The following is a 22743-nucleotide window of genomic DNA, read 5'->3' as shown; positions in this document are numbered from 1 at the left end:
ATATGATTTCCTACAACAAATAGCAACTAATTTGTGCTTTAACCTATAAGTAATTTTACATCGCCAACCCAAATCGTATTTTTTAAATTTTACTTTTACTTATGCTACAATATGTGCAGATATTACGGTAGGAGAGATGAAAATGAAAATAGCAAGTTTTACAGCAAGTGATTTTGATGTATTTAAAATTGATGGATTGGAATCCCGCATGGATGCTTTAAAAGAACGGATCCAGCCCAAATTACAAGCCCTAGGAGAGCACTTTTCTCAAAAACTGTCAGTTATGACCGGCGATGAAATGTACCCTCACGTTGCAAAGCATGCTAGACGGACAGTGAATCCTCCTAATGATACATGGGTTGCTTTCGCTGCCAACAGCAGAGGTTATAAAATGATGCCGCATTTCCAAATCGGGTTATGGGAAACGCATATGTTCATCTGGTATGCCGTCATTTATGAAGCCCCTAATAAAACGGAAATCGGAAAGCATCTGGAGCAGCAGGCAGACCGATTGGTGAATAGTATTCCCTCCCATTATGTTTGGTCAATGGACCATACAAAACCTGATGTCATCCCTCATGAAGGTCTTGGAGTAGATGATTTGAATTCAATGTTCACTCGTTTGCAAACGGTAAAGAAAGCCGAAATTCTATGCGGTATAAAAATTTCCCGTGATGACGCCATTAAGTTAAAAGATGATGATTTCATTAAAACCATTCAAGATGCGTTTGAACATCTTTTACCCTTATATCAATTAAATTAAACACATTTGATTTGTATTCGGATCCAACAAAAAACTGGTTAAGATAAAAGGAGAGCCTTAAGGCTCTCCTCAGACTGTAGACAAACTCGATCATTATAGAGTTTGTCTACAGTTTTTTTAGGTTTTTAAAATTTGGCCGTTGCCTCCAGACACTCGCTTTCCGCGGGCGGTCCGCCCTCGGCGCTCTTGCGCCCCTGGACACGCTTTTCCCGCAGGAGTCTCGAACACCCGCCCCAATCAACTTTGTTTTAAACTCCTTTTGCCTACAAACTGAGGGCAGCCTGGGAGTCTCTCCATTCCTATTTTTGCACTACCCCTTTACTTGCTTGTATCAAGTCACTAATTTGATCTTCCTTACCTGTCTCGAAGCAATCGATGATCTTGCTGCCGACTATGACACCATCGCAGTATTGTATTGCATCACGGACATGATCTGGCGTCGATATTCCGAACCCAGCAAGAACGGGAACCGGACTTATCTCTTTTACCTTCTTTAAATAGCCTCCAAGTTCTTCTCCAAAGACGTCACGGGCACCTGTAATGCCTTTGACTGTAACTGCGTAGATAAAGCCCTCAGCCCCTGCGGTAATCTCAGTGATACGCTCTTTCGATGACGTGAGTGTCACAAGTCGGATAAGAACGATTCCTGCAGTTTTGATTGATGAAAAGATGGCTTCTTCTTCAATCGGTAAATCGGGGATGATGCACCCGGAAATCCCTGCTTGCAGACAATCATTCGTAAACTCTTTAAGTCCATATGCCAGGATTGAATTCGTATATCCCATTAAAATAATTGGGATGGACACATCATTTTTGATTTCCATTACTTTTTTCAGGACATCTTTTAAAGTTGTTCCATTTTCCAAAGAACGGATGCCAGCTTGTTGGATAACCGGTCCATCTGCGACAGGGTCAGAGAATGGGATACCTAGTTCAACGGCAGTCGCTCCGCTGTTTTCAAGGAAAAGAAGCTGGCTCTTTAACCGTTCAAGACCTCCATCGCCTGCCATAATATATGGGATGAATGCTTTTTCCTGTTTTGTTTGACATTCTTGAAGCGCGTTTGTTAATTTATTCATGTTTACTACCCCCTATCAACGATTGGACCGTTTCAACATCCTTATCACCACGGCCGGACAGGCAAATCACCAGTCCTGTTCCTTTCTCCATTTCTTTAGCAAGCTTTAAACCGTAGGAAATCGCATGTGAACTTTCTAAAGCAGGGATGATCCCTTCCTCCCTTGAAAGCAACGCTAGAGCTTCTAAGGCTTCAGCATCGGTTACCGAAGTATATTCCACCCGATTTGTATCTTTTAAGTAACTATGTTCAGGTCCTACCCCTGGATAATCCAGCCCTGCTGAAATTGAATGTGCCTCCTGGATCTGACCGTCCTCGTTCTGCAACACATACATGAATGCCCCGTGGAGCACCCCAGGTTTCCCCTTCGTCAAACTTGAAGCATGCAATGGTGTTTCAAGTCCATGCCCTGCCGCTTCCACTCCGTATAATTTTACCGTTTCATCCTCAATGAAGGGATAAAACATTCCCATTGCATTACTTCCTCCGCCTATGCAAGCGACTACTGCATCCGGTAGGGAATGAACCGCCTCCGAATATTGACGCTTTGTTTCATTCCCTATCACGCTTTGAAAATCACGAACTATAACGGGGAATGGATGCGGTCCAAGAACCGATCCCATTATATAATGGGTGTCATCCACATTCGCCACCCAATATCGTAACGCCTCATTCACTGCATCCTTCAGTGTCCCGCTTCCTTGTGATACAGATATGACCTTGGCTCCCAAAAGCTCCATCCTGAATACATTTAATTTCTGTCTCCTGATATCTTCTTCTCCCATAAATATGATGCATTCCAACTTCAGCAATGCACACACAGTCGCCGTTGCTACCCCATGCTGTCCTGCACCCGTTTCGGCGATCACCTTTTTCTTGCCCATTTTCTGAGTCAGCAAAGCCTGACCGATCGTATTATTTATTTTGTGGGCCCCGGTATGATTCAAGTCTTCGCGCTTTAGGTAAATATTTGCACCACCAGCCAGTCTCGTTAAGTTCTCCGCAAAATAAAGTGGTGTTTCCCGACCGATATATTGTTTCAGATAATAGCTTAGCTGACTTTGGAATTCAGGATCATTTTTAGATTGTTCATATACTTCTTCAAGCTCCGTAATCGCCGCCATTAAAGTTTCCGGAACGAAACGGCCTCCATATGCTCCAAAATGTCCAGTTTTATCAGGCTGTGTATAAGTGTTCATCTATTCATTCCTCTTTTCCGGCTGTATATTTTGCCTCATTAATAAATGCTTTTATTTTTGCTGCATCTTTTAATCCGTTTGTTTCAACACCACTGGCTACGTCAACTGCGAACGGTGAAACGGCATCAATCGCTTTTCCGACATTTTCCGGAGTCAGCCCACCTGCTAGAATCACCTTCCCCATTGGCAGTTCCGCTATTCGGATCATATCCCAATCCAAAGTCAATCCCTTTTCAGATGAACTCTTAGGAAGATCAACTAATAGATAATCTGCTGGGTATTCATGAAGGTTTTCAAGGTCTTTCTCTGAATTTACGGCAAAGGCCTTGATCACCGGTAAGGGCATTCTGCGGGCGAAGCTGGCAGACTCGTTACCATGAAGCTGAATATAATCCAATCCTGCAATTTCAGCACTTTTTATCACTTCTTGTTCAGTTTGATTGGCAAACACTCCGACTTTTTTAACATGTCCAGCTAGATTGGCTCCGAATTCTCCCACTATCTCTGGCTCAACCTTCCTGCTGCTCTCGGCAAAGATGAAACCAATGAAGTCTGCCCCTGATTCAACAGCAGTCTGAGCGGCTGCCAATGTCTTTATCCCACAGATTTTCACTAACATATTAATCTCCTTATATACTCATTTGCAGTTCGGCCATCGTGTACGGAAGATTTGATGCAGTCATCAGTGTCTCCCCGACTAAAATCGCTTTTGCACCAGCTTCCTTCACACGCATCACGTCTTCTTTTGTCTTGATGCCACTTTCACTGATAATGATATGGCGTGTTGGATCAAGTAACTTCGCCAGTCGTTCCGTTACAGCCAAATCCACTTTGAAGGTCTTTAAATTCCGATTGTTAATCCCTATGAGCTCTGCATTCAGCTCGAGAGCCTGTTTTAGTTCGGCTTCATCATGGACTTCCGTCAATACTTCAAGCCCTTTCTTTTTTGCATATTGATATAATTCATGAAGTCGTTCTTTAGAAAGTGCTGCCACAATCAATAGAATGATAGTTGCACCAGCTTGATGGGCGCGATCGATTTGGATTTCATCGATGATGAAATCTTTGCAAAGCCTGGGAATCCGTATAGCCTCGCTTACGTTTCTCAAATCTGCAATTGATCCCTTAAAGAAAACCTCATCCGTCAATACGGATATCGCTGCCGCTCCGCCGCTTTCATATGAAAGGGCCTGCTCGATCGGATTAACATTGATTTTAATGTCCCCTTTTGAAGGGGAAGCCCGTTTTATTTCCGCGATAACAGACATCGATTTCGCCGTTTTCAAATTATCCACCAAAGATGGTCTGACTATGTTGACCATGACCGAATCACCTAAGCCCCTTTCTTTTAATTTTGCGACTTCCACCTTTTTCTGTTCGATGATTTTCGTTAAAATATTTTCCATTACATGACCACCTTATTTCTATTGCCATAAGCAATCAGATTTTCTAACTTTGCAAGAGCCGATCCGCTATCAAGGCTTTCCTTGGCCATGGAGATTCCTTTTTTGATCGTTGCTGCCGTTCCATGTGCGTATAATCCCAATCCAGCATTCAATAAAACGGTATCACGATAGGCCCCTTTTTCCCCCTTGAGAAGCCTAAGCATGATATCGGCATTTTGTTTGGCATCACCGCCGCGGATGGCATCATTTCCGTAAACCGGCAGATCCACTTCTTCAGGATGCAGCGTAAATGGGATAATATCCCCCTGCTCCAAGAGCACGAGTGAATTTTCCCCCTGTAGGCTCGCTTCATCCATGAATCCGGCACCATTTATCACGACCGCGCGTTTCCTGCCTAATTTATGCAGGACTTCCGCAAAAAGCTCGAGCATATCGCGTCGATTGATACCCATTAATTGCGTATCGAGTTGGACTGGATTTGTCAAAGGTCCGATGAGATTAAATATCGTCGGGATTTTCAGTTCTTTTCTCACTTTCATTATCCGTGCAATATTAGGGTGGACCGATGGGGCAAATAAGAATGCGATGCCATTTACCTCCAACAGTTCTTTTAACATATCAGGCTCCAAGTACAAATTAACACCTAGCTCTTCCAATACATCCGCACTGCCCGTTTTGCTTGAAATGCTACGGTTTCCATGTTTGGCAACCTTGACACCGGCACCAGCCAGCACGAAGGCCGATGCTGTACTTATATTGAAGCTTTGTGATCCATCTCCTCCCGTTCCGCAATTATCCATTACATTAAGGGAGCTTGTTTGTACACTTCTTGCTTCTTTTCTCATGACCCTGACAAGGCTCGCTATTTCACCTGCCGTTTCCCCTTTGGATTTTAGGGCAATGATGAATGCTGCCATTTCGCTTTCGGTGATATCTTTAGAAAATAACGATTGGGCTGCTCTGCTCATCTCTTCTTCCGTCAATGTTTGACGCTCTGCTAACTTCGCTAAATATTCCTTCACCGCTAACTCCCCCAGTCGTTTTTTTTTTTATAAAATGGATTGTTCCTTCTCTGATTGAAAGGTTCCAGCAATCTCATAAAATTGATGTAATAATTCCTTGCCGATTTTCGTCCCTATTGATTCAGGGTGGAACTGTAAACCGTAGAGCGGGAATTCCTGATGTTTCAGGGCCATGATTTCCCCATCATCCAGTGCTACTGCCGTCACAGTCAGTTCTTCTGGCAAACTCGCCCTTTCAACTACAAGGGAATGGTAACGCATTACCGGGAATTGTAAGTCCTGTTTGGCAAATACACCTGTTCCATCATGTTCGATTACCGATGTTTTCCCATGCATGATTTGTTTCGCTCCAACCACATTCGCACCAAAAACTGCACCAATGGCCTGATGCCCCAGACAAATGCCTAAAAGCGGAACCTTCTCATAAAAATTGCGGATGATCTCCATACTGATACCTGCATCTTCCGGCCTGCCGGGTCCCGGGGAAATGACGATTGCCATTGGATTCAGTTCCTCAATTTCCGCAAGGGTGATTTCGTCATTCCTTTTTACTACGATTTCTTTTTCCACTTCCCCTAAATATTGATAAAGGTTGTAAGTGAACGAGTCATAGTTATCAATTAATAAAATCATTTAGTGTGAACCTCCATTAAAGCGCGTGCTTTATTTTGTGTTTCTTCATATTCCGTTTTTGGATCTGAATCATAGACAATTCCAGCCCCTGCCTGTACATAGGCCTTGCCATCTTTAATGATCATCGTCCGAATGGCTAAAGCCATATCAAGATCCCCTCCAAAACCTATGTAGCCTATCGAGCCCGAATACATCCCCCGTTTACAATTTTCCAGTTCATTGATCAGCTCCATTGCCCTGATTTTAGGAGCACCTGAAACTGTTCCGGCAGGGAGGCAGACCGTAAGGGCATCTAAACTCGTGTACCCTTCCCTAAGCTTTCCGCTAACCTTCGAAGCAATATGCATGACATGCTGATATCTTTGAATTTCCATTTCCTCAGTGAGGTGGATTGAACCGATTTCGCAAACCCTGCCAAGATCATTTCTACCTAAATCAACAAGCATCTTATGCTCGGCAAGTTCCTTTTCATCCATCAGCAGGCTTTTTTCGAAGCCCTTATCTTCTTCATCCGTTTTCCCTCTCGGCCGTGTGCCGGCGATGGGATTAACATGAACCATTCCTGATGAAACACTGATTAAACTTTCTGGAGACGACCCAATGATTGTATAGTCGCCAAATTCTATATAAAACATATAAGGAGACGGGTTGGCTAATCGCAAACGTCGGTAAGCATCGAAAGGCTCCCCATCGAAATCCGCTTTAAACCTTTGTGATAAAACGACTTGGAACACTTCACCGGCTACAATCGCCGCTTTGACTTCAAGGACCATTTTCTCGAATTCATCCTGACTGAAATTCGAATCGAATTCCAAATATTCCGACGATATTTCCTTTGACGGCTTGCTCGCCTGATTGATTTTTCCCTTCATCTCCAATAAACTTTTTTCACTATCTTCTTCCGCAGTCAAAAGATGGATCTTCTGCAGAACATGATCGAATATATACAATTCTTTATAAAAAAGAAAATGAGCATCAGGCATTTGCAGAGAATCAGGAGGAACCGGACCTATATTTTCATATAGACGAATGATATCATAGCCCATATATCCGATTGCGCCACCGTTAAAAGGAGGAAGATGTATGGGAGCCTCTCCTATTTCCACTAATAATTCGTTTTTTAGAAACTCGATGATATTGATGTTCTTTACGATTTGGTCACCTGTTTCGGTGTCTTTCACATATACTTGGTCAGCAAGTGATGTCACCTCCAGGTACGGTTTTGAACCTAGATAAGAGTAGCGGCCGTTGTCATGATGCGAATTTGAACTTTCCAATAAAAACTTCTGGTCCCCATCCAATTTCTGAAATATGGCAATGGGTGTGTGGATATCCCCTTCAATTGTGTCCATTTTAAAACGGAGTATTTTTTTTTCATCCAAATTATTCATCTCAATTCCCTCCCGATTCTTATACGTTTTTTATAAACCTCCGAAGGGAAAACCCTTTTGGCCAAGTGCCGGAGTTTTCAATTCCTCTGGATATTTTTTGATGCTTCTCTAAAAGGTATATATATTGAAATTTCAATAAAAAAATCCCCTGCAAACACAAATATGTGTCTGCAGAGGACGGTATACCGCGGTGCCACCTCAAGTTGGAAAAACGCATCATTTTTCCCTCTTAAGCAAGAATGAAAAATTCTTGCGATTACCCTTTAACGGTGGCAGCCGAGTTTCCCTACTTATTTCAAGAAACCACTCATAAGTCCATTCATCTTCTTATATCGTACCGGTTTCCACCTTTTCCGGCTCTCTGTGACGCATCTAAAAAGATTACTACTCTCATTCATAGATTTAATTATCATTTCCATAAAAACGCAAAAAGGGCCCTCATCCAAAGGACGAGGAACCCGTGGTACCACCTTAATTAGCTAAATTAGCTCACTTTACGGCATTAACATGCCTATCTCCATTAACGATGAGATAATCGCCAAAGCCTACTCCGTTATCCGTTTCGGTTTGGGGCTCGGAAGTCCATTCGCTTAAATTCGTTCACCAGTTTTCAGCAACCACTGGCTCTCTGCAGAACATCATTAAGGTACTCTTCTTCGTCACTGCCTTTATCTTTTTCTTGTTTATTATGTTAAAACAATCTTTTCAGTAAGTCAATGGAGTTTTCTAAAAATTATATTTTTAATTTTTCATTTTAATCCATTCTCCGTCATCGATTCCTTTTGCCTTCTTTATAACAAGATAGGCTGAATAGGTGCTGACTGACTCGAACTCATCCGTATACTTTTTTTCATCCGCCTTACCGGGGACTATTTCCTTGAATCTTCGGTAAGCCTTCATGAATTCTTCCTTTTGTATTTTACTTTCATAAGCCTTTTCTACCGCTTCAAAGAATTTAATCACATCTACGATTTCGTCGGTAGACCAATCAAGATCCATTGGATATTGATAATCCATACCCTAAACACGCTCCTTCTAGATAGTTTTTCATGTTGTCCGGCAGACCATTTATATCAGTCTGCCCATTTTGAACGAATTGCTTCCGCCTGGTCGATAATCCGACTGAATAGTTCAGCAGTCGATGGTACATCATGAATCAGCCCCATCACTTGTCCAGCCCAGGCAAAGCCTTCAGCTTCAATACCTTCATGAATATAACGCTGGTTCGCTTTTCCACTTATGTAATCCTTCAATTGTTCATATCCGCCGTTTTCTTTTTCTATATCAAGGATCTTATCGGTCCAGCTGTTAGCAATTACCCTGGCTGGTGCACCAATGGACCGCTTGATGATAACGGTATCATTTTCCGTGCCGGAAACCAAGGCATTTTTATATAATTCATGTGCATGAACACACTCCTTGACTGCTATGAATCTTGTCCCCATCTCGATTCCTTCAGCACCAAGTGCCATTGCTGCCATCAAACCGCGTCCATCGCCAAATCCCCCCGAGGCGATGACTGGAATTTTAACGGAGTCCACAACTTGAGGAATTAACACAGAAGTTCCAATATCATCACGGCCTAAATGTCCTCCTCCCTCCTGACCAACCACCATCACTGCATCTGCCCCAAGCTGTTCAGCCTTCATTGCCTGCCTTCTTGCAGCAACAAGCACGAGTTTTTTCACCTGGGTGCCATTGACGTAATCAAGAAATGGGCCAGGGTTGCCGCCGGTTACGGAAACAGATGCAATATCCTCTTTCAAGGCTGCTTCCAGCATGTGTTCATAAGGCCTTCCATGCTGACCGATTGCAAAGTTCACACCAAACGGTTTATCCGTCAATGATTTCGTTTTTCTAATTTCATCTACCAGTTGCTCCGGGTTGTCCAAGGACATGGCCGTTACCTGCCCTAGCCCCCCTGCATTCGAAACTGCCGCAGCCAGGTCTGCATATGCTAAATGGGCCAATCCCCCTTGTACGATTGGGTATTGAATGCCTAATAAATCGGTCACACGCGTTTTCCACTTCAAACTCCTCATCTCCCTTTTCATTTTGGTCGTTTGTATATTTAGCTGAATCCAAATCATTAGCTTTATTATGGCAAATATTGTTTACCCGTTCAATTTTTAAACTCACACATACAATATTAATAAAAGAAGAATTCTTGAGTAAATCCAGTAAATACTAGGAAAATGGACATTTATAAACTGCAGATAATTTTATTGAGCCCCTTAACAACAAAGACATATATAAATTGTTTAAGTCAGGACATTAAAGTCACTCTAGGCATTTATTATAAGACGTGCTATAATTCATATGTTTTATGTCTATCCACAAGCTTACAAACCATTTGAATGGAATCGGAGAAACATACGATCGTAATAGAAAGGGAGTATATGCTCCCAAATATTTCGTACCTATTTTATTGAAAAGGGGCCACAAAGAATTGTCACAGAATGAAACACCCTTATACACTGCCTTATTGCAGCATGCAAAAAGAAATCCAGTTCAATTTCATATTCCAGGTCATAAAAAAGGAAAAGGAATGGACGCTGATTTCCGTAATTTCATTGGAGAAAATGCATTATCCATAGATTTAATCAATATCGCTCCACTCGATGATCTCCATCAGCCAAAAGGGATCATTAAACAAGCTCAGGATCTTGCCGCTGAAGCTTTTGGGGCAGATCACACATTCTTTTCCGTTCAAGGAACAAGCGGAGCAATCATGACGATGGTCATGACAGTATGCGGACCTGGGGACAAAATCATCGTTCCAAGGAATGTACATAAATCCGTAATGTCTGCCATTGTATTTTCTGGAGCTGTTCCCATTTTCATCAATCCTGAAATAGACAAAGATTTGGGCATCTCACACGGTATCACCGTCGAGGCCGTTGAAAAAACTTTAAGCGACCATAGCGATGCAAAAGGATTGCTTGTCATCAATCCCACTTATTTCGGCATTTCGGCTGATTTGCAGAAAATAGTTGAAGTGGCTCATTCCTACCAAATCCCAGTACTCGTAGATGAAGCGCATGGTGTCCATATTCACTTCCACGAAGACTTGCCGATGTCAGCCATGCAAGCTGGAGCAGATATGGCTGCAACGAGTGTTCATAAACTTGGCGGTTCACTAACGGGAAGTTCCATATTAAATGTTAAGACTGGATTGGTTTCCGCAAATCGTGTTCAAGCCATATTGAGCATGCTTACAACCACCTCAACCTCCTATATCCTTCTGGCTTCCCTGGATACGGCTAGAAGACAACTTGCGACGGTAGGCAGGGAAATGGTCGATGAAGCGATCAATCTCGCTGGGTATATCCGTGAGGCCGTTAATGAGATTCCTTATCTATACTGTGTCGGCAGCGAAATTCTCGAGAGTAAGGCAGCATATAGTTATGATCCGACTAAATTGATCATATCCATTAAGGAATTGAATATTACCGGATACGACGTTGAGAAATGGCTTCGTGAAAAGCATAATATCGAAGTGGAACTTTCTGACTTGTACAATATACTTTGCCTGATAACACCTGGAGACTCAAAAACAGAAGCGGATCTGCTGATCGCTGCTCTTAGAGACTTATCGGATGAGTTTAAGGAAATGGCTGCTGAACATGAAAAAATTGAAGTCCTGCTTCCTGATACACCACCACTGGCTTTATCACCCAGGGAGGCATTTTATGCAGAAACCGAAGTGGTTCCCATTGAGGAATCGGTCGGCAAAATCAGCGCTGAATTCATCATGGTTTACCCGCCTGGAATCCCGATCTTCATTCCAGGTGAATTGATTACTGAAGATAATATCAATTACATCCGGAAAAACATCGAGGCCGGCCTTCCTGTTCAAGGTCCTGAGGACCCAGAAATAAAATATTTACGCATTATTAAGAATTGATGGATACCATCAAACCAGAGCAGAGTACTGCTCTGGTTTTTTTGAACCTTTTATTATTAAGCACTGGCTTCTATAAAAAGGGTGCTCCAGGTTACAATCCTGAAACACCCTTAAATTCTATTAATCTTGAAATCCTTTTTCGATTTATTTTTCAGAGGCAGCTGTATCACAGCTTTGGCAGTTGTGATTGTGTGTATATAGTACACTTACTTTTTCATCTTCAAAATGTTCAATCGTGCTATTGCAAGTTTGACATACGATAGTTCCCATTTTTACAACCCCTTCCTCTATATTGTATGCATCAATGACGTAATGTAACCGCTTTATATGAATTATAATATAACACATTTATTATTTCAAGTTAAAAAGTATAACATATATACTTTTTCCCATTTAATGAAACCTCATGTTGGATTAAATTGATTTCAATCGTTCGTTAGACATATTCTTTTTATTAATACACGAGATTTTTTTTATTAACGAAGGGCCCCTAGAGCTGCTTTTACATTTCATCACACACCTTGCTTCAGCATAGCAAGGTGAAAAAGGAATTTCGCCTTTTCATTTACATATAGATATGTATATAATACATCCATAAAATGTTAATATATTCTTACATTCTATTAAGGGGGATCCACATGACTGAAAATGCCTATATCAAACTTGTTCCTGAGTCCGCGAAAGGGACTGTAACCATCGAAGACGTGAAAGAATTGCTGAACTATTATCGAATGATCACAGCGAAAACCGGAAAGCAGCTGGATTGGGACTATGATAAGAAGGCATTTCCTTATGAAATGAAAGAACCGGAAAGAATGAAAGATAAGGCCATATACCTCCAATCCAAAGAAGATCGATATCACATGATATTGATAGGCGTCGACCAAGAGATCGTTAAGGGTGAAGATGGATCTGAGCGGATTCAATCCTATATCCAATTCACCCTCCCTGAAACAGCCACTTTCGGTGATAAGGGAAAAGCAAATGAATTGTGCAAGTTCCTTGCAAAGAAATTACGGGCACAGCTTCACCTCTTCAATAAACGGGTGATGTATTATTATCCAAGGAAATAAAAAAACCTGCAGATGCCGAAATTGGCTCATACAGGCGTTTCAATTAATTTTGGATCAAGGATCTCATAACCTTTCTTTTGAAAACCTTTCACGATATCCTCTAACGCTTCACGCGTCCATTTCCGGTCATGCATCAGTAAGTTCGCACCATTTCCTAAATAAGGGCTGTTCAACATGATTTCCGTTAAAGCTTTTTTATCCTGATACTCTTTTTCCCAGTCATATCCGTATGTCCAGTTCATGACCAACATTTTTTCTTTCTCAGCGACTTTTTTTGAATGCTCGGTATTCGATCCAAATGGCGCCCTGAAGTACTTAGGGCGTACCCCTGTAATGCCCTCAACCAAATTGTTCAATTTTACGATTTCCCGCTCCTGTTCCTTTTCGGTCAACTCTTTTAAATTCACATGGGAATAAGTATGATTGCCGATAGAAAAACCCATTTCATGAATTTCTTTTAGCATCGCTTTATTTTTATCATTTTCAAGAAAGTGTCCGTTCACGAAAAATATCGCAGGTACTTCAAGTCGCTTCAGCGTTTGGGCGATTGCCAGGGAATATTTATCAGGTGCATCATCAAATGTTAACAACACAACTTTCGAATTTGCATCCCCATTGGGTTTAAATGACCAATTCTCTTTATCCACCCGATATTCTGCCTTTACATTCCTTTCGCCAGTTGTTTTTGAAGTTTCTTTTTTCAAATCTTTCTCTTGATGGCTTTCATCTTGGATCGTTGTTGTCGTTTCAACACTTTTTTTATTCTCATTTTCAGTTTGACCGGAACTCGGATCATTACAAGCCATCAATAAAAATGATACAAATGTAAATAATGCTACTACTTTGTTAATCATGATTCCTCCGGGTTGCTTGTGTCATTGCGGCTTACTTAAAATTCAATAAACGGGTACCAGCGTTTCCAAAAGGATTTGCAAAATCCCGTAACATAATAGACTTATCACGGTAACAAGCATGGTTCGTCTATTGGATTTTAAAATCATCTTACCAATGTAGATGGCTAAATAAGAAAAGACCAGAAACATGAATACTTTGAAAACGAATCGATCGTTAACAGACAGCCATTCAACTAATGTATACCCGCTCCAAACGATTAGTTGAAAGAGGATTACCAGATAGTTTTTCAAGTGATCCACCTCATTTTAATATGAATATATCAGCCATGATCTTTTTATTGGCAAAAAATATTCCTATTGCACATCGCTCATCTTATTTTTTATCCTCTATTAACTTTTTCAAACCCTTTCAAGGAAAAAAGTAAGAAGTCCTTTTTATAGCTTATGCCCTTTTTGTCCTTTTCATTTAACTAGTGTGAAGAAAATCATGAATGGGCAGTTTTTGTATATCAAGTCAATACAAAAAAAGCGTACTGCATTAGCAGTACGCTTTAATAAAACTCAATTATTTAATGATGTGAATAGGAGTTCCAAGGGCAACTTCAGCAGCTTCCATTGTGATTTCCCCTAAAGTTGGATGTGCATGGATTGTCATTGCAATATCTTCGGCAGTCATTCCTGCTTCGATAGCCAAACCAAGTTCTGCAATCATATCAGAAGCGTTTGGTCCTGCAATTTGTGCTCCAATAACCAATCCGTCTTCTTTGCGAGTGATAAGCTTCACAAATCCGTCCGTATTATTTAAGGAAAGAGCACGTCCATTTGCAGCGAATGGGAATTTAGAAGCAAGCGCTTCGATTCCAGCTTCCTTCGCTTCTTTTTCATTATAACCGACAGAAGCAAGTTCCGGTTCAGAGAATACAACAGCCGGAATAGCAAGATAGTCGATTTCAGATGAATGTCCTGCAATGGCTTCAGCTGCAATTTTACCTTCGTAAGAAGCTTTATGAGCCAACTGAGGTCCAGAAACGATATCACCGATTGCGTAAATGTTTTTCACGCTAGTACGGCATTGTTTATCCGTTTCGATCAAACCACGGTCAGTCATTTTGATTCCGACTTGTTCCAGGCCGATTTCTGCAGTATTTGGACGACGTCCAACTGTTACTAAAACGTAATCGGCTTCAACTTTTTTCTCTTCGCCTTTTACTTCATAAGTAACTGTTACGCCTGTTTCAGTTTCTTCAACGCCTTTAGCATTAGCTTTAGTAACAATTTCAGCACCTTTGTTTTTAAGGTTACGCTTGACAAGTGCTGCCATTTGTTTTTCAAAGCCTGCAGAAAGGATTTCTTCCGTACCTTCAAGGATGGTCACTTTAGTGCCAAAGCTTGCGAATGCTCCGCCAAGCTCAGTTCCAATGTAACCTCCGCCGATTACCACGATCGAACTTGGAACTTCTTCCAAAGCAAGAGCGCCAGTTGAATTAAGTACACGTTTCGTATATTTAAATGACGGAATCTCGATTGGCGATGAACCAGTGGCGATGATTGCGTTTTTAAATGTATATGTTTGGGCTGAGTCTTCATTCATAACACGGATGCTGTTTTCATCAACGAAATAAGCTTCGCCAGTTACAACATCAACATTATTACCTTTTAACAGGCTGCTTACACCGCCTGTTAATTTTTTTACAACAGAACCTTTCCAAGCTTGTACTTTAGAAAAATCAACAGTAACCTTTTCTGCAAAGATACCCATATCTTCTGAATGCTGAGCTTCATGGAAACGGTGTCCAGCCGAAATTAAAGCTTTCGATGGAATACAGCCTACATTCAAACAAACTCCGCCGATTGTTCCTTTTTCAACGACCGTTACTTTCTGTCCAAGCTGTGCTGCACGAATCGCGGCAACATATCCCCCTGGGCCTGAACCGATTACTAAAGTATCTGTTTCGATTGGAAAATCTCCTACTACCATTGTTTACGCCTCCATTAACAATAATTCTGGGTCGTTCAATAACTTTTTGATATGATTCAATGCATGTTGAGCTGTAGCTCCATCAATCATGCGGTGATCAAAGCTCAGTGATAATGCCAGAACTGGAGCGGCGATAATTTCCCCGTCGCGTACAATTGCTTTTTCGGCAATGCGTCCAATCCCTAGAATGGCAACTTCTGGATGATTGATTACAGGTGTGAACCATTGACCGCCTGCGGAACCGATATTCGTAATGGAGCAAGAAGCACCTTTCATTTCGTTAGGAGCCAATTTGCCGTCACGGGCTTTCGTCGCTAATTCGTTAATTTCTTGTGAAATAGCAAAAGTTGATTTACGATCTGCATCTTTTACAACTGGAACGAGCAGTCCTTTGTCCGTGTCTGCCGCAATTCCGATATTGTAATAGTGTTTATGGATAATCTCACTAGCTTCATCATCAAATGATGTGTTAAGCATAGGGAATTCACGTAATGCACTTGTTAACGCTTTAACAACATAAGGTAGGAATGTAAGCTTGATTCCTTTTTCTGCAGCAATTTCCTTGAATTTCTTACGGTGAGCAACCAATAGCGTCACATCGACTTCATCCATTAATGTTACATGCGGAGCTGTCTGCTTGGATTTAACCATTGCTTTTGCGATCGCTTTTCTCATACCGCTCATTTTCTCGCGAGTTTCAGGATATTGCCCTTCTGGAATTGAAACTTTTTGTTTTTCGGTTGTTTCCGTATCATTTTGTTGTGAAGCTTCACTTTGAGCTGCTGGTTGCTGTGGAGCGGTTTTGCCGTTTTTGAAAGCATCTATGTCTTCTTTCATGATGCGGCCGTTATCCCCAGAACCAGAGATCTCACGAATGTTTACCCCTTGTTCGCGTGCATATTTCCTGACAGAAGGCATGGCGATAATACGTCGTGAAGGATCTGCCTCAACCTGTGGTTGTGCTCCCGCGCCCGTTACTCCGCTATTTTCTTGAACCGGAGCAGCCTCTTTCTTGACTTCCTGTCCAGCTTCAGCAGTTGCTTGAACCTGGGCCTCCGTATTCTTCTCGCCTTCTGCCTTCGCTTCTTCTCCATGATCCCCTTTAAACTGAAGATTTTCATAACCTGGAGCATCGAATGTTACAAGCACATCGCCAACAACGGCAACCGTTCCTTCTTGGACAAGGATTTCTTCAACGGTACCTTCCACCGGTGATGGGATTTCAACAACGGCCTTATCGTTTTGAACCTCGCAAAGCACGTCATCCTCTTGAATCTTATCTCCTGGTTTTACAAACCATTTCACTATTTCACCTTCGTGTATACCTTCTCCGATATCAGGGAGTCTAAATTGGAATGCCACTGAGTTCAACCTCCTATATTAAATCATACTTAGTGCTTTGAATAAAGTCCTTTATCTTGCATTACCGTTAATGCAAAACTACTTTCCCAAGCAGGACATTCATTCCATTACTTAAGATTGTTAAAACTTCAAGACTTTAGTCGCCGTTTCAATAATGTCTTTATAATTAGGGAGCCATACTGTTTCAGCTTGTGAAAACGGGAATACCGTATCAGCTGCCGCCACTCGCAGTACTGGAGCATCCAAGCTCAAAATGGCACGTTCGTTAATTTCCGCTACAACGTTCGCTGCTATACCAGCTTGCTTTTGTGCCTCTTGAACAACGATAGCGCGTCCTGTTTTTTCTACAGAAGCAATGATTGTATCGATATCCAATGGAGATACAGTCCGTAAGTCGACCACTTCGACGGAATGACCATCCTTAGCCAATTCCTCAGCTGCCTTGATGGATTCCTGCACCATCGCACCATACGTAATAATGGATAAATCTGTTCCTTCTCTTTTCACATCCGCTTTTCCTAATGGAATTGTATATTCTTCTTCAGGAACTTCCTGACGGAAAGAGCGGTACAATTTCATGTGCTCAAGGAAAATGACAGGGTCATTATCACGAATCGCAGAAATCAATAAGCCTTTTGCATCGTAAGGAGTGGAAGGGATAACTACTTTTAACCCTGGTTGCTGAGCCATTAAACCTTCTAAGCTATCAGCATGCATTTCCGGTGTATGCACTCCGCCTCCAAAAGGTGAACGAATTGTAACCGGTGCACTGTAACGTCCGCCTGAACGGTAGCGCATACGAGCAAGCTGACCGCTTACGGAATCCATTACTTCATATACAAATCCGAAGAATTGAATTTCAGGAACAGGACGGAAACCTTGTAAAGAAAGACCGACCGCTAATCCACCGATTCCAGATTCAGCAAGAGGTGTATCGAATACACGATCTTCACCGAATTCTTTTTGAAGATTTTCCGTTGCACGGAAAACTCCTCCATTAAGACCAACATCTTCCCCAAAAACGAGTACATTCTCGTCATTTTTAAGTTCTGTGCGTAATGCTTCTGTAATTGCTTGAATCATCGTCAATTGAGCCATGGCTTACTTCGACTCCTTCTCTTTATAAATTTCATATTGTTCTTTTAAGTTATAAGGCATTTCTTCATACATGATTTCAATTAGGTCTGTAACCTTTTGTTTAGGTTCTGCATCAGCCAATTTGATTGCTTCTTTAATATCGTCTTTAGCTTTTTCTATCGTTTCGTTTTCTAATTCTTCATTCCAAAGTTTTTTGTTTTCCAAGAACTTGCGGAAACGAACCAATGGATCTTTCAGTTCCCACTCGTTATCCATTTCGGAAGTACGGTAACGTGTCGGGTCATCCCCAGCCATCGTATGCGGACCATAACGGTAAGTTAATGTTTCAATCAATGTAGGGCCTTCACCATTGATTGCACGTTCACGTGCTTCTTTAACGGCTGTATAAACGGCCAACGCATCCATACCATCAACCTGGATTCCAGGAATACCTGCAGCCACACCCTTTTGGGCCAATGTTTTAGATGCTGATTGCAAATCAACCGGTGTCGAGATTGCGAAACGGTTATTTTGCACGATGAAGATAGCTGGCGCTTTAAATGCACCTGCAAAGTTAATTCCCTCATAGAAGTCACCTTGTGAGGTTCCACCGTCACCCGTATATGTAATGGCAACAGCCTTTTTCCCGCGTTTCTTCAACCCAAGAGCCACTCCGGCAGCTTGGATATATTGAGCGCCGATAATGATTTGAGGGGAAATGACATTGACGTCTTCAGGAATTTGATTTCCTTTAAAGTGTCCCCGGGAGAATAAGAATGCTTGCCAAAGCGGCAGACCATGCCAAACGATTTGCGGAACATCACGGTAACCAGGCAGAATGAAATCTTCTTTTTCCAAAGCATACTGGGAAGCGATTTGAGAAGCTTCTTGACCGGCAGTCGGTGCATAGAAACCTAATCTGCCTTGGCGGTTCAGTGATATGGAACGTTGATCCAAGATACGTGTATAAACCATACGACGCATTAATTCTTGCAATTGTTCATCACTTAAATCAGGCATAGCCGCTTCATTAACGACTTCTCCCTCTTCATTTAAAATTTGAAAAGTTTCAAATTGTTCTTCTACTTTCTTAAGCTGATCTTGAACATTAATTTTAGCTTGCTTAGTTTTTTGAGCCATTTGGCACCTCATCCTTTCATTAAAAAGGTTTGCTATTATTATTCTATAAAGCAAAAAAAGTTTGCTTTTTAGTTTCTTCAACAATTCATTCTTTTATTTTCCCCTTAAGACCAATCCCTCAAACGTGGATATGCTTAATATGTCTCAATCTTATTCTGTACCATAAAAAAAATCAAGGAAAATGATACAAGAATTTTTATAGATTAAGTTTACAAGATGAATTAACATCAAGTCAATCACTTGGAGTTCCTTATAATTTTGATTTAATAGAATTTCCAGCACTCACACTTCTTCTCTGTATTAGTTTTCACTTTACAACTGTACTATTAAAATTCACGTCTTTATCGATTTAAGGTTGGCGAAGGATAACATTTCAATTCCCCCGCATATCCCATCGATTCCAAAACCGCTTTAACTAAAGGCGTTTGAGGCTTCGGAATAATATTCCAAAAAAATGTTCAAGCGCTTTCATATAACGCTGCTGTTAGATTTTTAATTATCGATTTTTTTTAGTACAGGTATAAAACCTTACATCAATCTGGTTACACAAAAAAAGATCATTCTAGAAATTTTCAGTCCATAAACGGACTGGATGGAATAAAATATGGGCTGTGATTGAGGATCACAGCCCATCATTATTTATATTATTTTGTTGAATCAGCCATTTCTATGCCGGAACTATCATAAAAACTTTCTTTTTTTTGATTTGATTTTTCCGTTAATGCATTAAATTCCTCATTCGCTTTCAAAACTTTTGTATAAGATGTATTGATTTTCTCGATTTGCACTTGTAATTCATCCATTTTCAAATCCTCTTTTTTAAACAGTTCATATAATTCACGATCATAAGCCAGACTTTGTTGATAGGCATCATATAAATTATCGTAGGTGCTATAGCGCTCACTCATGACCTTTTTCATTTCAGTCGCTTCTTTTTTTATCTTTTCATCCTCTATTTTCCCGATTTGTTCATCAATCTGATTGAATTGTTCTTTTGAGGATTGCATACTGCTTTGTTCCTTTTCAATTATTTCTTCCCTTTGGTCAATATTCTTGGTTGCTTCATCTGAGAGCTCGACGATCTGTTCATAATCATCCAATCCAAGTTTAATGATTTTCTCATATTTTTCTTTTTCTTTTTTCTCCAAATCATTAAGAGGCTCTTGATTCTCGGTGAAATCACTTTCCTTTTCTGCAGTTTTCTCTAGGATTTTGTGGATTCTTTCTTCCGGTGAACCATTGAAGCAACCAGTCAAGACCACTAAAGAAAGAAGTAAAATAACATATGGGGCAATACGATTCAAAATAGACAGCTCCTTCTGATAATTCTTCGAAGATTCATATTTCTCTAAATTCCCTTACAAGCCGCTGACACTTGTTACAATAATATTCCGAACAGGTTTTTTTCATTACTGGGCGCTAGCCTACACCCTTTAAACCATACTGCATAGGCTGTAGGGACCGTTTCAAATCAGAGTGGTCAGCATTTTAATAATACAAAAACGGAGGTATGAAATTATGTATGGAGGTTCCAACCAGGAATGTTGTTATCCGGTTTCCGTTGCACCCAGCTTTGGTTATGGTGATCAATGTTGTGGAGGCTTTGGAAGCGGCTTCGCCATAATCATTGTCCTGTTCATTCTGCTAATCATTGTCGGCGCGTGCTTATGCTAAGCAGGTAATTACTATTACCTTTACCCGAAAATGTTAACTATTTACCCTGATTCACAAAAAATGATTTATTTTTTTAAATAGACCTCAACAGGCAAATAAAATAATGGTTGGGATAGAAATTAATCGATTTGATTCCATCCCTTCCATTTTTCTTTCATTAGACCATCCATTAACTTTCAGCATTTTTTTTGTTAAAATAATCCTATACATATTATTAGAATTTTTATGGGGTGAAAGATTATGCTAACCATGGATGATTTTGTTAATGAAGACGATCCAATCTTAAGGCAAGTCGCGGTAGAGGTTCCGCTTCCGGCATCATATGAAGATAAACAACTATTAGCCAGCCTGATGGAATATGTCCAAAACAGCCAGAAGCCCGATATTGCTGCTATATATGGGTTAAGGGCAGGAATTGGCTTGGCTGCACCTCAAGTGAATGTTTCAAAAAGGATGATTGCGGTTCATTTGAAAGAAAAAGATGATCAACTGTATAGCTATGCACTTTTCAACCCTAAACTCATTAGCCATTCAGTGGAAAAAGCATACTTGACATCCGGAGAAGGCTGCCTTTCCGTAAATCGTCCCGTTTCCGGCTACGTGCCCCGTTATGCTCGAATAACGGTTGTGGGTACGGACCTGGAAGGAAAATCGGTTCAACTCCGCCTGAAAGGCATCGCAGCCATTTGCTTTCAACATGAAATCGACCACCTTAATGGAATCATGTTCTATGATCATATCAACCCGGAAGACCCTTATGCCATTCCGGAAAATTCTATTGCGGTGGAAAGGTAACGTAATAAGCAAAACCCCCGCCTGTTGGTTGACGGGGGTTTTGTTTTTTTATATCAATTCAAGTTCCTTCAAACCAAAAAGTATGCCATCATCATCGACATCCTTCGTTACAAAGTCGGCCTCTTGCTTCACAAGTTGACCGGCATTCCCCATTGCCACGCCATATCCCGCTACTTTTAACATCTCTATATCATTTAAGCCATCTCCAAAGGCGTAAACATCCTCCAGAGCAAACCCGACTTTTTCCATTAATATTTTAATGCCTTCAGCTTTTGAACCGCCGAATGGAAGTACATCCGTCGAATACTCATGCCATCTAATGAAGTGAAAGTCATCATAATTCCCAACAAAGTTCCCTTCTTCATCTTCCGAGCAGAATAACAAGGCTTGGTATATATCATGGTCCTCATAAAAATCTGCCACATGTTCAGGATGGGGAAACTTCAGGCTGCTTAATGCCTCTTCAATTCGGCTATGATGAGGAACACTCGATTTCATTGTCTCCTCATTCATGAAAACGATCGGGATTTCATTATTTTCAGCATGTTCGTGGAGCCGTTTTATCTCAGGTATGCTCAAAGGGTTTTTATAAACGACTTTCCCTTCAAAAACAACGTATTGTCCATTGAAACTTACGAATGTATCGATGCCAAGCTCTTCCCTTAAGGACTCGAACATGAACGGAGCCCTTCCTGTGGCAATCGCTACAAAAACCCCGCTATCCTGCAGTTGCTTAATGGCTTTTTTTGTTGAAGCAGGTAACTTTTTTTCATGATCAAGCAATGTTCCGTCAATATCAAAGAATACGATTTTCACTAACGATTCACTTCCAATTCATTCATTTTTTCCTTTTTTAATATGTACCCATTTAATAATTGTCATCAAGATAAGTCAAGTAACTCTACCGGATCCAACTCAAAGTTACGTTTTTTATTCGGGAATGGTGCATATACTATTGTTAATCAGAAACCAGCTAAGGCTTTCAGATTACACTTCTCCCACCCTTCCTGCCTCTAAAATCCCAGTTGCTAGTTTGAATGAGCCTTTTTTTTCAAAAATGGGCCAAGTACCTGTAAAGACGTATTTACATTATTGAATAATCCTATACAATAATAATTAAGGGAGCGTGATCGCCATGTTAAAAAAGCTTCGTAAAAAGCTTGTTAAACAGTGGAATGATCTTTTAAGAAAAAAAACTATCGCATGATTTGCCACTCATTCCTGCCTTGGCCGTCATCCATATGCGAATTTTTTTCGGACAGCCCTTCAAAAACTTGCGGAGGGCTTCTTCCTTGTTGTAAAGTTCTTGTTAAGCATTCTTTCTATCTTGGCTTTTATATGGTCAGGTGAATACATATTTCAATCAAAATATGAGTCGTTGTCTTTTCATG

Annotated in this window: 22 protein-coding genes, 1 pseudogene and 2 other annotated features; of the genes and pseudogenes, 5 read left to right on the top strand and 18 right to left on the bottom strand. The window is 40.9% G+C overall.

Annotated elements, in window-relative coordinates; genetic code table 11:
- The first annotated feature begins 142 nt into the window (after nucleotides 1–142).
- Entirely contained in the window at nucleotides 143–763 is a 621-nt protein-coding gene (locus tag V3595_RS11780) for a YktB family protein (protein WP_485907368.1), read from the top strand.
- A gap of 299 nt (nucleotides 764–1062) precedes the next feature.
- On the opposite strand, the gene trpA is transcribed toward V3595_RS11780, so the two are convergent.
- From trpA to V3595_RS11735, 9 genes are all read right to left on the bottom strand, one after another.
- Complete coding sequence (gene trpA, locus V3595_RS11775; RefSeq protein ID WP_485907367.1) at nucleotides 1063–1842, bottom strand: tryptophan synthase subunit alpha; 780 nt, start codon at nucleotides 1840–1842, stop codon at nucleotides 1063–1065.
- On the bottom strand, nucleotides 1835–3040 hold the full coding sequence (trpB, locus tag V3595_RS11770) for a tryptophan synthase subunit beta (RefSeq protein WP_485907366.1): 1206 nt from the start codon (nucleotides 3038–3040) through the stop codon (nucleotides 1835–1837). The genes trpA and trpB overlap by 8 nt, the downstream gene beginning before the upstream one ends.
- 4 nt (nucleotides 3041–3044) lie before the next feature.
- Entirely contained in the window at nucleotides 3045–3659 is a 615-nt protein-coding gene (locus tag V3595_RS11765) for a phosphoribosylanthranilate isomerase (RefSeq protein ID WP_485907365.1), read from the bottom strand.
- A gap of 10 nt (nucleotides 3660–3669) precedes the next feature.
- The gene (trpC, locus tag V3595_RS11760) at nucleotides 3670–4446 is read right to left on the bottom strand and encodes an indole-3-glycerol phosphate synthase TrpC (RefSeq protein WP_485907364.1); all 777 of its coding nucleotides are present in this window, start codon (nucleotides 4444–4446) and stop codon (nucleotides 3670–3672) included.
- Nucleotides 4446–5468, bottom strand: a complete 1023-nt coding sequence (gene trpD / locus V3595_RS11755) for an anthranilate phosphoribosyltransferase (protein ID WP_485907363.1) — start codon at nucleotides 5466–5468, stop codon at nucleotides 4446–4448. The genes trpC and trpD overlap by 1 nt, the downstream gene beginning before the upstream one ends.
- A 27-nt stretch (nucleotides 5469–5495) precedes the next feature.
- On the bottom strand, nucleotides 5496–6101 hold the full coding sequence (locus V3595_RS11750; protein ID WP_063576936.1) for an anthranilate synthase component II: 606 nt from the start codon (nucleotides 6099–6101) through the stop codon (nucleotides 5496–5498).
- On the bottom strand, nucleotides 6098–7492 hold the full coding sequence (gene trpE / locus V3595_RS11745) for an anthranilate synthase component I (protein WP_485907362.1): 1395 nt from the start codon (nucleotides 7490–7492) through the stop codon (nucleotides 6098–6100). The genes V3595_RS11750 and trpE overlap by 4 nt, the downstream gene beginning before the upstream one ends.
- Nucleotides 7493–7662: 170 nt before the next feature.
- Nucleotides 7663–7899 (bottom strand) — a binding site (T-box leader).
- Nucleotides 7900–7934: 35 nt separating this feature from the next.
- Nucleotides 7935–8164: a binding site (T-box leader), on the bottom strand.
- A 69-nt stretch (nucleotides 8165–8233) separates the two neighbouring features.
- Nucleotides 8234–8509 carry a UPF0223 family protein gene (locus tag V3595_RS11740; protein ID WP_485907361.1) on the bottom strand — a complete coding sequence of 92 codons (276 nt, stop codon included), beginning with the start codon at nucleotides 8507–8509 and terminating at the stop codon, nucleotides 8234–8236.
- A 56-nt stretch (nucleotides 8510–8565) separates the two neighbouring features.
- Nucleotides 8566–9534, bottom strand: a complete 969-nt coding sequence (locus tag V3595_RS11735; RefSeq protein WP_485907588.1) for an NAD(P)H-dependent flavin oxidoreductase — start codon at nucleotides 9532–9534, stop codon at nucleotides 8566–8568.
- A gap of 407 nt (nucleotides 9535–9941) precedes the next feature.
- Here V3595_RS11735 and V3595_RS11730 point away from each other — a divergent pair, with 407 nt between their 5' ends.
- Entirely contained in the window at nucleotides 9942–11399 is a 1458-nt protein-coding gene (locus V3595_RS11730; RefSeq protein WP_485907360.1) for an aminotransferase class I/II-fold pyridoxal phosphate-dependent enzyme, read from the top strand.
- 144 nt (nucleotides 11400–11543) lie between these two features.
- On the opposite strand, the gene V3595_RS11725 is transcribed toward V3595_RS11730, so the two are convergent.
- Nucleotides 11544–11669, bottom strand: a complete 126-nt coding sequence (locus V3595_RS11725) for a GapA-binding peptide SR1P (RefSeq protein ID WP_072272684.1) — start codon at nucleotides 11667–11669, stop codon at nucleotides 11544–11546.
- A 368-nt stretch (nucleotides 11670–12037) separates the two neighbouring features.
- On the opposite strand from V3595_RS11725, the gene V3595_RS11720 reads away from it, so the two are divergent.
- Complete coding sequence (locus V3595_RS11720; protein ID WP_485907359.1) at nucleotides 12038–12472, top strand: DUF1885 family protein; 435 nt, start codon at nucleotides 12038–12040, stop codon at nucleotides 12470–12472.
- Nucleotides 12473–12498: 26 nt separating this feature from the next.
- On the opposite strand, the gene V3595_RS11715 is transcribed toward V3595_RS11720, so the two are convergent.
- The 7 genes from V3595_RS11715 to V3595_RS11685 form a co-directional block, all read right to left on the bottom strand.
- Complete coding sequence (locus V3595_RS11715) at nucleotides 12499–13326, bottom strand: polysaccharide deacetylase family protein (RefSeq protein WP_485907358.1); 828 nt, start codon at nucleotides 13324–13326, stop codon at nucleotides 12499–12501.
- Nucleotides 13327–13368: 42 nt separating this feature from the next.
- Nucleotides 13369–13626 carry a hypothetical protein gene (locus V3595_RS11710; protein WP_306804763.1) on the bottom strand — a complete coding sequence of 86 codons (258 nt, stop codon included), beginning with the start codon at nucleotides 13624–13626 and terminating at the stop codon, nucleotides 13369–13371.
- Between the two features lie 265 nt (nucleotides 13627–13891).
- Nucleotides 13892–15304 carry a dihydrolipoyl dehydrogenase gene (gene lpdA, locus V3595_RS11705; RefSeq protein WP_101224536.1) on the bottom strand — a complete coding sequence of 471 codons (1413 nt, stop codon included), beginning with the start codon at nucleotides 15302–15304 and terminating at the stop codon, nucleotides 13892–13894.
- A gap of 3 nt (nucleotides 15305–15307) precedes the next feature.
- A complete protein-coding gene (locus tag V3595_RS11700; RefSeq protein WP_101224535.1) occupies nucleotides 15308–16666 on the bottom strand; it encodes a dihydrolipoamide acetyltransferase family protein in 1359 nt (452 codons plus the stop codon).
- A 120-nt stretch (nucleotides 16667–16786) separates the two neighbouring features.
- Nucleotides 16787–17764 carry an alpha-ketoacid dehydrogenase subunit beta gene (locus tag V3595_RS11695; RefSeq protein WP_034314063.1) on the bottom strand — a complete coding sequence of 326 codons (978 nt, stop codon included), beginning with the start codon at nucleotides 17762–17764 and terminating at the stop codon, nucleotides 16787–16789.
- A gap of 3 nt (nucleotides 17765–17767) precedes the next feature.
- Entirely contained in the window at nucleotides 17768–18883 is a 1116-nt protein-coding gene (gene pdhA / locus V3595_RS11690) for a pyruvate dehydrogenase (acetyl-transferring) E1 component subunit alpha (RefSeq protein ID WP_251538854.1), read from the bottom strand.
- A 644-nt stretch (nucleotides 18884–19527) separates the two neighbouring features.
- The gene (locus V3595_RS11685; RefSeq protein WP_485907357.1) at nucleotides 19528–20187 is read right to left on the bottom strand and encodes a YkyA family protein; all 660 of its coding nucleotides are present in this window, start codon (nucleotides 20185–20187) and stop codon (nucleotides 19528–19530) included.
- A 271-nt stretch (nucleotides 20188–20458) separates the two neighbouring features.
- Here V3595_RS11685 and V3595_RS11680 point away from each other — a divergent pair.
- Nucleotides 20459–20557: pseudogene (locus V3595_RS11680) on the top strand (YjcZ family sporulation protein); the annotation flags it as partial.
- A gap of 240 nt (nucleotides 20558–20797) precedes the next feature.
- A complete protein-coding gene (gene def, locus V3595_RS11675) occupies nucleotides 20798–21352 on the top strand; it encodes a peptide deformylase (RefSeq protein ID WP_289349394.1) in 555 nt (184 codons plus the stop codon).
- 48 nt (nucleotides 21353–21400) lie between these two features.
- Here the strand turns inward: def and V3595_RS11670 are convergent, their stop codons facing one another.
- Nucleotides 21401–22168, bottom strand: a complete 768-nt coding sequence (locus tag V3595_RS11670; protein WP_241590435.1) for a Cof-type HAD-IIB family hydrolase — start codon at nucleotides 22166–22168, stop codon at nucleotides 21401–21403.
- Between the last annotated feature and the right edge of the window lie 575 nt (nucleotides 22169–22743).

It is taken from the genome of Bacillus sp. CFBP9009 (assembly GCF_036541465.1).
In the GTDB taxonomy this organism is placed as follows: domain Bacteria; phylum Bacillota; class Bacilli; order Bacillales; family DSM-1321; genus Peribacillus.
Note: the sequence above shows the minus strand (reverse complement) of the source record. Positions and strands in the feature narration are given on the sequence as shown.

What these genes read in the sequence shown, in the direction of transcription:
- V3595_RS11780 (WP_485907368.1), top strand. Translation starts at nt 143, where the DNA reads ATGAAAATAGCAAGTTTTACAGCAAGTGATTTTGATGTATTTAAAATT.
- trpA (WP_485907367.1), bottom strand. Translation starts at nt 1,842, where the DNA reads ATGAATAAATTAACAAACGCGCTTCAAGAATGTCAAACAAAACAGGAA.
- trpB (WP_485907366.1), bottom strand. Translation starts at nt 3,040, where the DNA reads ATGAACACTTATACACAGCCTGATAAAACTGGACATTTTGGAGCATAT.
- V3595_RS11765 (WP_485907365.1), bottom strand. Translation starts at nt 3,659, where the DNA reads ATGTTAGTGAAAATCTGTGGGATAAAGACATTGGCAGCCGCTCAGACT.
- trpC (WP_485907364.1), bottom strand. Translation starts at nt 4,446, where the DNA reads ATGGAAAATATTTTAACGAAAATCATCGAACAGAAAAAGGTGGAAGTC.
- V3595_RS11750 (WP_063576936.1), bottom strand. Translation starts at nt 6,101, where the DNA reads ATGATTTTATTAATTGATAACTATGACTCGTTCACTTACAACCTTTAT.
- trpE (WP_485907362.1), bottom strand. Translation starts at nt 7,492, where the DNA reads ATGAATAATTTGGATGAAAAAAAAATACTCCGTTTTAAAATGGACACA.
- V3595_RS11740 (WP_485907361.1), bottom strand. Translation starts at nt 8,509, where the DNA reads ATGGATTATCAATATCCAATGGATCTTGATTGGTCTACCGACGAAATC.
- V3595_RS11735 (WP_485907588.1), bottom strand. Translation starts at nt 9,534, where the DNA reads ATGAGGAGTTTGAAGTGGAAAACGCGTGTGACCGATTTATTAGGCATT.
- V3595_RS11725 (WP_072272684.1), bottom strand. Translation starts at nt 11,669, where the DNA reads ATGGGAACTATCGTATGTCAAACTTGCAATAGCACGATTGAACATTTT.
- V3595_RS11720 (WP_485907359.1), top strand. Translation starts at nt 12,038, where the DNA reads ATGACTGAAAATGCCTATATCAAACTTGTTCCTGAGTCCGCGAAAGGG.
- V3595_RS11715 (WP_485907358.1), bottom strand. Translation starts at nt 13,326, where the DNA reads ATGATTAACAAAGTAGTAGCATTATTTACATTTGTATCATTTTTATTG.
- lpdA (WP_101224536.1), bottom strand. Translation starts at nt 15,304, where the DNA reads ATGGTAGTAGGAGATTTTCCAATCGAAACAGATACTTTAGTAATCGGT.
- V3595_RS11695 (WP_034314063.1), bottom strand. Translation starts at nt 17,764, where the DNA reads ATGGCTCAATTGACGATGATTCAAGCAATTACAGAAGCATTACGCACA.
- pdhA (WP_251538854.1), bottom strand. Translation starts at nt 18,883, where the DNA reads ATGGCTCAAAAAACTAAGCAAGCTAAAATTAATGTTCAAGATCAGCTT.
- def (WP_289349394.1), top strand. Translation starts at nt 20,798, where the DNA reads ATGCTAACCATGGATGATTTTGTTAATGAAGACGATCCAATCTTAAGG.